Origin of the sequence: Rhodanobacter sp. C03 (genome assembly GCF_002001175.1) — a bacterium.
In the GTDB taxonomy this organism is placed as follows: Bacteria; Pseudomonadota; Gammaproteobacteria; order Xanthomonadales; family Rhodanobacteraceae; genus Rhodanobacter.
Window position 1 is genome coordinate 142,844 of the sequence record NZ_MUNT01000005.1, and the last position, 12,628, is coordinate 155,471.

Sequence of the window (12,628 nt, forward strand, 5' to 3'; positions counted from 1 at the left end):
CCTGCATGTTCGAACGCGTACTGATAGCCAACCGCGGCGAGATCGCCTGCCGCGTGATCCGCACCTGCCGCCGCCTCGGCATCCACACCATCGCGGTGTATTCGGAAGCCGATCGCGATGCACAGCACGTGCGGCTGGCCGACGAGGCATGGCCGATCGGCGGTCCGCGTCCGGCCGATTCGTACCTGCGCGGCGACGTCATTCTCGAGGTGGCAAAAAAGACCGGCGCACAGGCGATCCATCCCGGTTACGGTTTCCTCTCCGAGAACACCGGCTTCGCCCGCACGTGTATGCAGGCCGGCATCGTGTTCATTGGCCCGCGCCCGGAAAGCATCGACGCGATGGGCTCCAAGGCCGCCGCCAAGGCGCTGATGGAACAGCACGCCGTACCGCTGGTGCCGGGCTATCACGGCGAGAACCAGGACACCGGCTTCCTTGCCGAGCAGGCAGCGAAAACCGGCTTTCCGTTGATGATCAAGGCGGCTTCTGGCGGCGGCGGCAAGGGCATGCGCATCGTGCGCAGCGCAGCGGAATTTGCCGACGCACTCGCCTCCGCACAGCGCGAAGCCGCCAGCTCGTTCGGCGATACGCGGGTGATCCTGGAACGCTACGTCGAGCATCCGCGGCATATCGAATTCCAGGTTTTCGGTGATACCCACGGCAACGTGATCCATCTCAACGAGCGCGAGTGCTCGGCGCAGCGCCGCTACCAGAAGGTGCTGGAGGAAACGCCGTCGCCATTCCTCGACGAGTCGCGCCGCAAGGCGATGGGCGAAGCGGCCGTCGCGGCGGCGAAAGCGGTCGACTACGTGGGCGCCGGCACGGTGGAATTCATCGTCGCCCAGAGCGGCGAGTTCTTCTTCATGGAGATGAATACGCGCTTGCAGGTCGAGCATCCCGTCACCGAGCTGACGCTGGGGCTGGATCTGGTCGAATGGCAGCTGCGTGTCGCCGCCGGCCAACCGCTGCCGCTGCGCCAGGAGCAAGTCCACGCACATGGTCACGCGATCGAGGTGCGCCTGTACGCGGAGGACCCGGACCAGAACTTCCTGCCCGGCTCCGGCAAGCTGCTCATGCTGCGGCTGCCAGCGCCGTCGAAGCACGTGCGCCTGGACGGCGGCGTGGTCGAAGGCGATACGGTGACGATCTTCTACGACCCGATGATCGCCAAGCTGATCGTGTTTGATGCCACCCGCGAGCAGGCCTTGCAGCGGCTACGCGAAGCGCTGGCCGCCAGCGAGATCATCGGGCCGAAATCGAATATCGGTTTTCTCGAGCGACTCGCCCGCCACCCAGCCGTGGTCGAAGGCCGCATCGACACCGGCTATCTGGATCGCCACCTGGAAGAGTTTCTGGTCGGCGAGATGGTGCCGACGAACCAGGTGCTGTTCGCCGCCGCTACCGCCGCCCTGCTCCATGACGAACTCAGCATCAACACCGCCACGGCCGATCCGCATTCACCGTGGGCGCACGCCGACGCCTGGCGCATCGGCCATGCCGGCAAGCGAATCATCGCGTTGACCCTGCGCGAGCAGCGTTACGACATCGAAGCACACGGCCATGACGGTAGCTATCAGCTGCACCATGGCGAGGCTGCTTGCGAGGTACGCGGCGCACGCCTGCTCGATGACCACCTGAGTGCTCGCTTCGACGGTGAATCGCTACGCGTGCCGCTGCGCACCGACGCCGCGCACGTACTGCTGCATGATGCCGATGGCCAGCGCTACAGCTTCACCCGAGCCGCCGCGTTCGCGTGGGAATCGAAGGACGCTGCCGGCGGCAACCAGATCATCGCGCCGATGCCCGGCCGCATCGTGCTGGTCAAGAGCAAGGCGGGCGATGTCGTCGAGCAAGGCCAGGAACTGCTGGTGATGGAAGCGATGAAGATGGAACTGGCCTTGAAGGCGCCACGCGCCGGCACCATCGAAAGCGTGAACGCCACGCAGGGCGAATTCGTCGAAGCAGACGCCGTGCTGGTACGTTTCGCCGACTGACCGGAGCACAAGATGACCGTATCCAACCACGTCCGCATCGTCGAAGTCGGCGCCCGCGACGGCCTGCAGAACGAGAAGACGCTGCTGCCGGCTGATGTGAAGATCGCACTGATCGATCGGCTCTCCTCCACCGGCCTCACTACCATCGAAGCGACCAGCTTCGTCAGCCCGAAGTGGGTGCCACAGCTGGCCGACGCCGCCGAAGTCTTCACTGGCATCCGCAAGCTGCCCGGCGTGAGTTACCCGGTGCTGGTGCCGAACCTGCAGGGTTACCAGCGTGCGCGCGAAGTCGGCGCCACCGAGATCGCGGTGTTCACCGCCGCCTCGGAAGCCTTCAGCCGCAAGAACACCAATGCCTCGATCGACGAATCGATCGAGCGCTTCATCCCGGTGATCGAGCAGGCACAGGCCGACGAGGTCAAGGTGCGTGGCTATGTCTCCACCGTGCTCGGCTGTCCGTATCAGGGCGAGGTACCGGTCAGTGACGTGGTACGTGTCGCCAGACGCCTGTACGAACTGGGCTGCTATGAAATTTCACTGGGCGACACCATCGGCGTCGGCACGCCGGCGAAGGCGCGCGCGATGCTGCATGCGGTCGCGCAGGAAGTACCGATCAGCGCACTCGCGGTGCACTTTCACGATACCTACGGCCAGGCGCTGGCGAATATCCTCGCCTGCCTGGAAGAAGGCGCGCGCGTGGTCGACAGCTCGGTCTCCGGCACCGGCGGCTGCCCATACGCCAAGGGCGCCACCGGCAACGTCGCCAGCGAGGACGTGGTCTACATGCTGCATGGCATGGGCATGAGCACCGGCATTGATCTCGACCTGCTGGTCGCCACCGGCGCGTGGCTGGCCGGACAGCTGCACAAGGACACCGCCAGCCGGGTCACCCGCGCGCGCACCGCAGCGGTCTGAGCGTCTCGCCGAAACCCGCACGCGGTCGCTATCATCGGGTTTCGACCGACGGGGTGAAGCGATGCGTGCGAACCTGACGACTTGGTGGCGGCATGCAGCCGTGCTGCTCCTCATGCTGTGTGCGCTGCCCACGCTGGCCGCCACGCCGAAAGGCGACTGGCTGCTGCTGCCCGAACGCGTGTGGACCGGCGATGGCGATGCCGCGCATCGTGGCTGGGCGGTATTGGTGCACGACGGCGTGATTGCAGCCGCAGGTCCCGTCACCTCGGTGCACGCGCCCGCCGGCACACAGCGCGTCGAGCTGCCCGGTGCCACGCTCACGCCAGGCCTGATCGACCTGCACTCACATCTGTTCCTGCATCCATACAACGAGACGTTGTGGAACGATCAGGTGCTGACCGAGCCGCAGGACTACCGCACACTGGAAGCCGCCGCGCACGCGAAATCCACCTTGCTGGCCGGCTTCACCACCTTGCGCGACCTGGGCACCGAGGGTGCCGGCTATGCCGACGTGTCGGTGAAGCGTGCGATCACCGAAGGACTGATTCCCGGCCCACGACTGTTCGTGGCGACCCGGGCGATCGTCGCCACCGCCAGTTATGGTCCGGGCCCGCGCGGTTTCCGTCCGGATCTCGATCTGCCCGGTGGCGCGCAGGAAGTCAGCGGTGTCGATGCCGCGATGGCGGCGGTGCGCGAACAGGCCGCGCGCGGCGCCGACTGGATCAAGATCTACGGCGACTATCGCGTCGGGCCCGACGGCAGCACCGCGCCTACCTTCACGTCGACGGAACTGAAAGCGCTGGTCGACACCGCGCACCAGATCGGCCGTCCGGTCGCCGTGCATGCAGCCAGCGACGCCGGTGTGCGCATGGCGGTCGAAGCCGGCGTGGACAGCGTGGAGCACGGCTACGGCGCCAGCGAAGCGACCTTCAAGTTGCTCAAGCAGCACGGCACCGCCTATGAGCCGACGCTTACTGCGGTCGAGTCCACCGCCGAATATTTCGAGCATTACGTGCCGGGCAAGAGCGAGCCGACGGCACGCATGCGCGACGCCGAACGCGCGTTCCGCACGGCGTTGAAGCTCGGCGTGACAATCGGCAACGGCAGCGACGTCGGCGTGTTCGCACATGGCGAGAACTGGCGCGAGCCGGCCGCGATGGTCGTCGCTGGCATGACGCCGGCGCAGGCACTGCATGCAGCCACCGACGTGGCCGCGAAGATCCTGCGCCAGTCGCAGCATTTCGGCCGCATCGCACCGGGCCTGGATGCCGACCTCGCTGCGTTCACCGGCGATCCCACCACGCAGATCGATGACCTCGCGCATCCCGTCTTCGTGATGAAGGACGGCATCTCCTACCGCAACCCCGCAGCCACGCCATGAACGAGACGTTCCATATCCGCCCGATCGAGCCGCGCGACAACACAGTGATGGCCGCGATCATCCGTAGCGTGATGCCCGAGTTCGGTGCCGACGGCCCCGGCTTCGCGATCCACGACGCCGAGGTGGACACCATGTACGAAGCGTATGCACAGCCACGATCCCGCTACTTCGTGGTCGAGCGCGACGACGTGGTGATCGGTGGCGGCGGTATCGCGCCGCTGGAAAACGCCGAGCCGGACGTGTGCGAACTGCGCAAAATGTATTTTCTGCCGCAAGCGCGCGGCATTGGTGCCGGCAGCGCGATGATGCAACGTTGCCTCGACGCGGCACGCACGCATGGCTTCCGACGCTGCTATCTGGAAACGCTGACCGGCATGGATGCTGCACAAACGTTGTACGCACGTAGCGGCTTCACACCGTTGTGTGCGCCGATGGGTGGCACCGGCCATTTCAGCTGCGACCGTTTCTTCATCCGCGACCTGTGAGCAAGCCATGAGCAATCACGACCCGCGCATCGACGCCTATATCGCCAAATCGGCCGAGTTCGCCCGCCCGATCCTCGAACACCTCCGCACCGTGGTGCATGCCACCTGCCCCGAGGTCGAGGAGAGCATGAAATGGAGCATGCCGTTCTTCAGCTACAACGGCGCGCCGATGTGCATGATGGCTGCCTTCAAGCAGCACTGCGGCTTCGGTTTCTGGCTGTCCAGACAAGTCGTTGGTGGCACTGCTGAAGATGACGGCATGGGCCAGTTCGGCAAGCTCACTACGCTGAAGGATCTGCCGTCCAAAAAGGAACTCACTACTTACATCAAGAAAGCGATGGCGTTGAACGAAGCCGGCGTGAAACTGGTGCGCCCGAAAGCCGCCGCAAAACCCGCGCCGACCTTGCCGGACGATCTCGCTACCCTGCTCGCACTGAAGAAGCATGCGGCCGCGCGCAAGACCTACGCAGACTTCAGCCCCAGCGCGCAACGCGAATACGTCGACTGGATCGGCGAGGCGAAGACCGACGCCACGCGCCAGAAGCGCATCGCCACCACGCTGGAATGGCTGGCCGAAGGCAAACCGCGCAACTGGAAATATCTGGCGTGCTGAAACCCATGATCCGCATCGTCCGCGACGAAGATGCCGCCGCCATCCACGCGATCTACGCGCCCTCGATCACCGACGGCGTGGCCACGTTCGAAACCGAACTGCCCGGCGTGGCGGCGATGGGCGAGCGCATCCGTGCCCGGCTGCAGCATTACCCCTGGCTGGTGTGGGAAGAAGCCGGCGAGGTGCTCGCTTATGCCTACGCCGGCCGGTTCCGCGAACGCGCCGCCTACGACTGGATTGCCGAAACCTCGATCTACGTGCGCGACGATGCGCATCGCCGCGGCATCGCGCGCCGACTCTATGGCACGCTGCTGGACGTGATGTGTCTGCAGGGCATCAACCAGGCTGTCGGCGTGATCACCCTGCCCGGTACCGTCAGCGTCACGATGCACGAGGCGATGGGTTTCTCCGCCGCCGGCGTATGGCGCCAGTGCGGCTACAAGCTCGGGCAATGGTGGGACGTTGGCGTGTGGCAAAAGGAGTTGCAGGCACCGGCTGCGACACCGGCGCCGATCATTCCATTTCCGCAATTAAGGAATTCGCCAAAGCTGCGCAACCTGCTGTCCTGACATGCTTGGCAGCCATACAGAAAAGCCCCGCCAATAATGGCGGGGCTTTGGCGAACAGACAACTGCGGACTACTCGCTCAATGATGCAGCAGCAGGTCCGCGATGATGCCGGTGCTGATCGCGACCAGCAGGAAATCTCCGTTGTCGCTGCGCACCCAGTGATAGCCACGCGGCGGTGGACGCAAGCGCTCATGGCGCCAATCGCTCACGACGTACTGGCGGCCGCGGTAATCGGCTGGCATCCGCCCGCCCCTCTTGTACCAGCCCTCGTGCTGACCGCGATCGTGCATGCCGTGGTACTGGTCATGATCACGACCCCGATCGTGGCCATGATCTTGATCACGGTGGTCGTTGCCGTAGTCCTGCGCCAGCAGCGGCGCACTGAACATCAGTACGGCACCGCAGATAAGGAGCGTCCCCAATGGTTTCTTCATATCGCTCTCCTGATTGATGGCAAGGTTCTGCCGAACTGCCTGCCGCTATGGCAGGTGGATCCACACACCTGTTTACGCTTCAAGCCACTCCACAACCACATGGCTCGCCGTGAAGGATTGCCGTGCAACGTTCAATGGCAGATGAACATGATCCGCTGCGAATCGGTTGCGTTCAATTAAATCTTCGCCACGATGCAAGCGGCCCGTATACATCGACAGGCCCACCTTGCGGCGGGCCTGTCGCTCGCATTCGTCCGTGCTGGCGAGTGCAGCTGTGGATCAATGGTGCGCGATGATGCTCGCGATGACACCGGTCGTGATGGCGACCAGGATGAAATCGCCGTTGTCACTGCGCACATAGTGATAACCACGCGGTGGCGCACGCAGATGCTCGCTGCGCCAGTCGGTCACGGCATAAGAGCCGCCGCGATACTCGGTCGGCATGTGACCGCCCTTCTTGTACCAGCCTTCGCTATGGCCGCGATCGGACATGCTGCGATGGCTCTGGTCCTGATGATCCTGACCCACGGGTTGAGCAACCACCACAGCCGAGGCTGACATCATCAATGCACCGCAAATCAACCACGTACCCAATTGCTTATTCATAAAGATACTCCGTTCGGTGATGGCGTAAGGCTTTGGGAACCGTTCTACTCCGGACTTTCTCGCACTGCCTGGCGTTGTCGCCTGAGCAGGAGGAGCCCGAGGCATCGCTGCCCTGCCTGCAACATCACCGTTCAACCACCAAGGCCGCGTGAATATTCCGGTGAACGGCCTTCACGTTTGATCATCAGCCCTTCGTGGTCGCCCTGCCTCTCGGTTACCATTCATGTTTCAGGTATCCATAGAGACCCCCATGCAGCTCAATCAGGTCAAGGCAATCATCACCGGCGGCGCCTCCGGTCTCGGCCATGCGGTGGCACAGCACCTCGTCGCGAACGGTGGCAAGGTCGCGCTGTTCGACGTCAACGAGGAGAAAGGTCAGGCTGCCGCGAAGGAACTGGGCAATGCCGCACGCTTCTTCCGCACCGACGTCACCTCCGAGGACGGCGTGGTCGCGAATGTGGCCGCCGCAAGCGAGGCGATGGGTGGCCTCAACGTGGTGATGAACTGCGCCGGCATCCTCGGCGCCGGTCGTGTGCTGGGCAAGGACGGCGCGATGCCGCTGAATACCTTCGCGACCACCGTGATGGTCAACCTGGTCGGCAGCTTCAATGTGGCCAAGGCCGGTGCCGCCCTGATGCAGGGCAACGAGGCTGGTGAGGACGGCGAGCGCGGCGTGATCATCAACACTGCCAGCGTCGCCGCCTACGAGGGCCAGATCGGCCAGGCCGCCTACTCCGCCTCCAAGGGAGGCGTGGTCGGCATGACTCTGCCGATGGCACGCGAGCTGGCACGCTTCGGCATCCGCGTGGCGACGATTGCACCGGGCATCTTCTGGACCCCGATGGTCGACAGCATGTCGCCACAGGTGCAGGAGTCGTTGTCCGCCTCGATCCCGTTCCCGTCGCGTCTGGGCAAGCCGGACGAGTTCGCCTCGACCGTCGCCTTCATCCTCGGCAACCGCTATATCAACGGCGAGACGATCCGCCTCGACGGCGCCGTGCGGCTGCAGCCCAAGTAATCTTCCCGTTTCCAACCTCACTCCATACGAATCCATCGCATGAAAGCTTCCGACGTCAAGAAAGGCAACGTGGTCGAACACGACGGCACCGTCTACCAGGTGCGCGACATCGAGCGCAGCTCGCCCAGCGCGCGTGGCGGCAACGTCACGTTCCGCTTCACCCTGTATTCGATCCCCGGCGGACGCAAGTTCGACTTGAGCCTGCGCGCCGATGACGAGTTGCGCGAAATGGATCTGGTCCGTCGTGCCGCGAACTTCTCCTACATGGACGACGGCGCGTTCGTGTTCATGGACGCCGAGGATTACACCCAGTACCTGCTCTCGCCCGAGCTGGTCGGCGACAACGCCGGCTACATCGTGGAAGGCATTGAGGGCTATTACGTGCAGGTGATCGACGAGGCGCCCGTTGGTTTGCAGGTGCCCAGCAGCGTGATCCTGACCGTGGTCGACACCGCACCGGAAATGAAAGGCTCCAGCGCCACCAAGCGCAACAAGCCGGCCAAGCTCAACACCGGCATCGAAGTGCAGGTGCCCGAGTACATCAGCAACGACGAGAAGGTATGGGTGAGTACGCTGACCGGTGAGTTCGCCGGGCGCGCCTGATTCACTGCACAGCAAACAGGAAGAGCGGTGTCCGATGATACGGCACCGTTTTTTGTAGGAGCGGCTTCAGCCGCGATCGCTGTGGTTTCGCCATGGCTTTGAAAAGCATCGCGACTGAAGTCGCTCCTACAGTCGCTCCTGCATGGATTCAGTCCGCATAATGCAGAATCACCGCTCCCGCGGCACCAGCGAAACCCCGATGCCCTCCAGCGACTACTCGCTACGCGCCCATGCGATCGAGAGCCTGACCCAGATCAAGCGGCCGGACGTGCCGTGGCAGGTCGTGTTGCGCAATACCGCCGCGGTGATACTGCCGCTGGGCATCGGGCTGGCTACGGGACACACCGAGGTTGGCCTGGCTATCGGTGCCGGTGCGCTGGATACGATGTTTTCCGATCAGCCCGGGCCATATCGCCAGCGCATGCGCCAGTTGCTGCTGGCCTCACTGGCTGCGGGTCTGGCCTCGCTGTGCGGTTTCCTGATCGGCGGCCAGCTGCTGCCGATGCTTTTGGCCACTGCTGCCTGTGGCTTCTTCGGCGGCCTGCTGGTGGTGTTCGGCACCGATACCGCGCGTGTCGGCATGACCAGCATGATCCTGCTGGTGATTACCGCGTCCACACCAACCTCGCTGGTCGGTGCATTGAGCGGTGCCACGCTGATTTTCTCCGGTGGCCTGCTGCTCACCCTGTTCTCGCTGGCAGCATGGCCATGGCAGCGCTACCTGCCCGAGCGCCATGCGCTGGCCCATGTCTATGCCGGTCTCGCCACACTGGCGAGACAGCAGGCGCATGACGATGCCGACGTCCCGGCGCTGACCGAGGCGATGACCACCCTGCAGCAAACCTTGCTGGGCGAGCATCGCTCCCACGGCCGCGCAATGGAGGCATTCGGTGTGTTGCTGGAACTGGCAGAGCGCATCCGGCTGGAGCTCACCGCGATGACCGAACTGCATGCCAACCCGACCACCCACATGATGTTTCGCGCCGATGCTGCCCGCGTGCTCACGGCGATCGCCGGTGCACTGGAACAAGGTGAATCGCCCGAACAGGCTGCGCGTGCGCTGCAAACCCTGCAGGCCAGCGAACGCGCCCTGCTGGATGGCAGCGCCAGCACGGGTGGCCTCGCCGCACATATCCACGCCCTTTCCGGCCAGCTGGCGGCAGCGGTGCGCAACGCCGACTGGGCCGGCAGTCGCGGCGAGCTGCGTGCCAGTGCGGCCGAAACCCACCTGCCCAAGGCACTACGCAGCAGTTCCGCCTGGGCTACGCTGCGCGCCAGTCTCACGCCGCACTCGGTGGCGTTCCGACATGCCCTGCGCATGGCGGTCTGCCTCAGCGCTGCGCTGTGGATTTCACGACTATTGCAGCTGCCGCACGGTTACTGGTTACCCATGACGGCGGCGATCGTGCTGCGGCCAGACTTTTCCGCCACCTTCAATTTCGGCCTGCTGCGCGTGCTCGGTACGGTACTCGGGCTGGTGCTCACCACGGCACTGCTGCACTTCACGCCGAGCGAGCCGTGGGCGCATCTCGTGCTGATGGCGGTGCTGTGCATGGCGTTCCGTTATCTGGCCACGGCGCATTACGGCATCGCGGTGGCCGCCCTGACCGGCACCGTGGTGATCCTGCTTTCATTCGAGGGTGTCGGCTCCAGCGCAGCCGTGATGGATCGGGTGATCAACACCGCCCTCGGCTGCGGCATGGCGCTGCTCGCCTATGTAGCGTGGCCAACCTGGGAGCGCGGGCGGGCGCGCGCCGCGCTGGCGGTGATGCTGGATGCCTACGCCAGCTACCTGCACGCGCTGGCGCTGCCCGACCAGCGCCATGCCCACCACGAGACACGTAGTGTGGCGCGCACCGCGCGCACCAATGCGCAGGCCTCGATCGACCGCATGCGCACCGAACCGGCCACCCCACCGGCACTGCTGGCGCTGGCCCGTGCCCTGTTCGCCAACGGCAACCGGCTGGCACGTACCGCGATGACACTGGAAGCGATGATCGACGATCTCGCCACCCTGCCCCTGCAGACCGAAATCGGCGACTTCGTGCAGCAATGCGCCAATGCCGTGCAGACGATCGCCACCGCCTTGCGCGAACAACGCAGCATGGAGGCCCTGCCCGATCTGCGTACCCGGCAACGCGCCCTGATGACCCTGCTGCAGGACAGCGGAGATCGCGCCAGCGCCGAGCTGTTGGCGCGACTCAGCGACCGCCTGGTCGACAACGTCAACACGCTGGCCTATGTGGTGAACCGTGCCGGCCAGGAATCCGCCGCCGAAGCCGAAGCTCAGGCCTTGTAGGGTTGCCACTGGCGCCTGACGATGCAACGGTGTGACGCGACGCCAGCGCACAGAGGTTTTACACTGCGTGGATGCTCAAGATCGATACCCACGCACATATCCTGCCCCGTGACTGGCCGAATCTGGCCGCCAAGTACGGCGACGACCGCTTTCCGGTGATGACGCATACCGATGGCCGCCACCGCATCTATAAGGACAGCCGCTTCTTCCGCGAAGTGTGGGATTCCGCGTTCGATCCGCAGACGCGCATCGACGACTACGCGCGCTTCGGCGTCGACGTGCAGGTGATCTCCACCGTGCCGGTACTGTTCTCGTACTGGGCACCGGGCCATCAGGCGCTGGAGCTGCATCGTCATCTGAACAACCACATGGCCGGCCTGTGCCGCGATTATCCGCGCCACTACGCCGGCATCGGCACGGTGCCGCTGCAGGCGCCCGATCTGGCGATCCGCGAGCTGGAACGCTGCATCGACGAGCTGGGCCTGCAAGGTGTGCAGGTCGGCTCGCATTGCGGCGACTGGAACCTGGATGCGCCGGAACTGTTCCCGTTCTTCGAGGCGGCGGCCGATCTCGGTGCCGCGGTGCTGGTGCACCCCTGGGACATGATGGGCGCATCGAGCATGCCCAAGTACTGGATGCCGTGGCTGGTCGGCATGCCGGCCGAGCAGGCGCGCGCCGCCTGCTGCCTCGCCTTCGGCGGCGTGCTGGAGCGGCTGCCGAAGCTGCGCGTGATGCTGGCGCATGGCGGCGGCAGCTTCCCCTCGACGATCGGCCGCATCGAGCATGGCTTCAAGATGCGCCCGGACCTGGTCGCCACCGACAATCCACGCAACCCGCGCGAATACCTCAAGCGTTTCTATTTCGACTCCTGCGTGCACGACGATCTGGCGCTGCGCTATCTGCTGGATGTGACGGGCGTCGAGCAGGTGATGCTCGGCACCGACTATCCTTTCCCGCTGGGCGAACAGGAACCCGGCAGCGGTATCGAGGCACTGGGCCTGAGCGACGTTGAGCGCGCCCGACTGTTTCACGGCACCGCACTGGAATGGCTGGGCCTGCCCAGGCATCGCTTCGCCCCCGACCATACTTCCCTGGAGTCAGCATGAGTTTTCTGCGCCACACCGCCATCCTCAGCATGGCTCTGACCACCACCCTGCTGCTGGCTGGCCGCGTCCACGCCGCCGATGTCAGCATGGCCGACGGCAGTATCAACTTCAGCACGCCGGACAGCTGGCTGGACATCATGGATACCCAGGGCGATCCGGAAGTGCGCGTGTTCCAGGTGCCCGATCCGTCACCCACCGGCAAGACCAGCCTGGCCCGGATCACCGTGACGGTGAGCCAGGCGGCCGACGTCAACGGCTTCAACCAGTTCAGGAGCGATGCCACCGCGAAAGCCATGGCACTGACCGACTACAAGGTTTCCGCGGTACCGCCGCAACCGAACACCAATCTTTATACCGCGCGGGAAAACGGCGCCCAGCTCAACTATGTCGAGCACTACTGGTTCAAGAACGGCCATGCGATCCAGCTGCGCTGCGTGCGCCCTGCCCAGAGCCAGGCCGGCGCCGGCTGGAAGGCCGAGTTCGACAAGGGCTGCGACGCGATCGCTGCGCGATTGAAATAGATCATCCCCAGATCCCGGTAGGAGCGGCTTCAGCCGCGATGCTTTTCGGTCGGCCCGCGAAAGCAAGAAGCGTCGCGGCTGAAG

At 64.7% G+C, this 12,628-nt stretch carries 13 protein-coding genes; 11 read left to right on the forward strand and 2 right to left on the reverse strand.

Features of this window, described 5'->3' with window-relative positions; all coding sequences use genetic code 11:
* Positions 1-5 precede the first annotated feature (5 nt).
* The 6 genes from B0E48_RS07425 to B0E48_RS07450 all read left to right on the forward strand — a co-directional run bounded on the left by B0E48_RS07425 (position 6) and on the right by B0E48_RS07450 (position 5,957).
* Entirely contained in the window at positions 6-1,994 is a 1,989-nt protein-coding gene (locus B0E48_RS07425) for a biotin carboxylase N-terminal domain-containing protein (protein WP_077517442.1), read from the forward strand.
* A gap of 12 nt (positions 1,995-2,006) precedes the next feature.
* Positions 2,007-2,909, forward strand: a complete 903-nt coding sequence (locus tag B0E48_RS07430) for a hydroxymethylglutaryl-CoA lyase (RefSeq protein WP_077517444.1) — start codon at positions 2,007-2,009, stop codon at positions 2,907-2,909.
* 61 nt (positions 2,910-2,970) lie between these two features.
* The gene (locus B0E48_RS07435; protein WP_077517445.1) at positions 2,971-4,290 is read left to right on the forward strand and encodes an amidohydrolase family protein; all 1,320 of its coding nucleotides are present in this window, start codon (positions 2,971-2,973) and stop codon (positions 4,288-4,290) included.
* The gene (locus tag B0E48_RS07440; protein WP_077517447.1) at positions 4,287-4,775 is read left to right on the forward strand and encodes a GNAT family N-acetyltransferase; all 489 of its coding nucleotides are present in this window, start codon (positions 4,287-4,289) and stop codon (positions 4,773-4,775) included. The genes B0E48_RS07435 and B0E48_RS07440 overlap by 4 nt, the downstream gene beginning before the upstream one ends.
* A gap of 7 nt (positions 4,776-4,782) precedes the next feature.
* Positions 4,783-5,388 (forward strand): YdeI/OmpD-associated family protein, encoded by a 606-nt coding sequence (locus tag B0E48_RS07445; protein ID WP_077517449.1) that lies wholly within the window; start codon positions 4,783-4,785, stop codon positions 5,386-5,388.
* 5 nt (positions 5,389-5,393) lie between these two features.
* Complete coding sequence (locus B0E48_RS07450; RefSeq protein ID WP_077517451.1) at positions 5,394-5,957, forward strand: GNAT family N-acetyltransferase; 564 nt, start codon at positions 5,394-5,396, stop codon at positions 5,955-5,957.
* A 77-nt stretch (positions 5,958-6,034) separates the two neighbouring features.
* On the opposite strand, the gene B0E48_RS07455 is transcribed toward B0E48_RS07450, so the two are convergent.
* Positions 6,035-6,391, reverse strand: coding sequence for an RcnB family protein (locus tag B0E48_RS07455; RefSeq protein ID WP_077517453.1), 357 nt, complete (start codon positions 6,389-6,391; stop codon positions 6,035-6,037).
* 279 nt (positions 6,392-6,670) lie between these two features.
* The gene (locus tag B0E48_RS07460; RefSeq protein ID WP_077517455.1) at positions 6,671-6,997 is read right to left on the reverse strand and encodes an RcnB family protein; all 327 of its coding nucleotides are present in this window, start codon (positions 6,995-6,997) and stop codon (positions 6,671-6,673) included.
* Positions 6,998-7,247: 250 nt separating this feature from the next.
* On the opposite strand from B0E48_RS07460, the gene B0E48_RS07465 reads away from it, so the two are divergent.
* The 5 genes from B0E48_RS07465 (at position 7,248) to B0E48_RS07485 (ending at position 12,544) form a co-directional block, all read left to right on the forward strand.
* Positions 7,248-8,015, forward strand: coding sequence for an SDR family NAD(P)-dependent oxidoreductase (locus B0E48_RS07465; RefSeq protein WP_077517457.1), 768 nt, complete (start codon positions 7,248-7,250; stop codon positions 8,013-8,015).
* Between the two features lie 39 nt (positions 8,016-8,054).
* On the forward strand, positions 8,055-8,618 hold the full coding sequence (yeiP, locus tag B0E48_RS07470; protein ID WP_077517459.1) for an elongation factor P-like protein YeiP: 564 nt from the start codon (positions 8,055-8,057) through the stop codon (positions 8,616-8,618).
* Positions 8,619-8,817: 199 nt separating this feature from the next.
* Positions 8,818-10,917: an FUSC family protein gene (locus B0E48_RS07475; protein WP_077517666.1), complete on the forward strand. Its 2,100-nt coding sequence runs from the start codon at positions 8,818-8,820 to the stop codon at positions 10,915-10,917.
* Between the two features lie 71 nt (positions 10,918-10,988).
* On the forward strand, positions 10,989-12,023 hold the full coding sequence (locus B0E48_RS07480) for an amidohydrolase family protein (RefSeq protein ID WP_077517461.1): 1,035 nt from the start codon (positions 10,989-10,991) through the stop codon (positions 12,021-12,023).
* Entirely contained in the window at positions 12,020-12,544 is a 525-nt protein-coding gene (locus B0E48_RS07485) for a hypothetical protein (RefSeq protein WP_077517463.1), read from the forward strand. Before B0E48_RS07480 ends, B0E48_RS07485 begins: the two co-directional genes overlap by 4 nt.
* The last annotated feature ends 84 nt before the right edge of the window (positions 12,545-12,628 follow it).

Coding starts and splice junctions, on each gene's coding strand:
- B0E48_RS07450 (WP_077517451.1), top strand. CDS start 5,394: ATGATCCGCATCGTCCGCGACGAAGATGCCGCCGCCATCCACGCGATC.
- B0E48_RS07430 (WP_077517444.1), top strand. CDS start 2,007: ATGACCGTATCCAACCACGTCCGCATCGTCGAAGTCGGCGCCCGCGAC.
- B0E48_RS07455 (WP_077517453.1), bottom strand. CDS start 6,391: ATGAAGAAACCATTGGGGACGCTCCTTATCTGCGGTGCCGTACTGATG.
- B0E48_RS07485 (WP_077517463.1), top strand. CDS start 12,020: ATGAGTTTTCTGCGCCACACCGCCATCCTCAGCATGGCTCTGACCACC.
- B0E48_RS07475 (WP_077517666.1), top strand. CDS start 8,818: ATGCCCTCCAGCGACTACTCGCTACGCGCCCATGCGATCGAGAGCCTG.
- B0E48_RS07460 (WP_077517455.1), bottom strand. CDS start 6,997: ATGAATAAGCAATTGGGTACGTGGTTGATTTGCGGTGCATTGATGATG.
- B0E48_RS07435 (WP_077517445.1), top strand. CDS start 2,971: ATGCGTGCGAACCTGACGACTTGGTGGCGGCATGCAGCCGTGCTGCTC.
- B0E48_RS07445 (WP_077517449.1), top strand. CDS start 4,783: ATGAGCAATCACGACCCGCGCATCGACGCCTATATCGCCAAATCGGCC.
- yeiP (WP_077517459.1), top strand. CDS start 8,055: ATGAAAGCTTCCGACGTCAAGAAAGGCAACGTGGTCGAACACGACGGC.
- B0E48_RS07425 (WP_077517442.1), top strand. CDS start 6: ATGTTCGAACGCGTACTGATAGCCAACCGCGGCGAGATCGCCTGCCGC.
- B0E48_RS07465 (WP_077517457.1), top strand. CDS start 7,248: ATGCAGCTCAATCAGGTCAAGGCAATCATCACCGGCGGCGCCTCCGGT.
- B0E48_RS07480 (WP_077517461.1), top strand. CDS start 10,989: ATGCTCAAGATCGATACCCACGCACATATCCTGCCCCGTGACTGGCCG.
- B0E48_RS07440 (WP_077517447.1), top strand. CDS start 4,287: ATGAACGAGACGTTCCATATCCGCCCGATCGAGCCGCGCGACAACACA.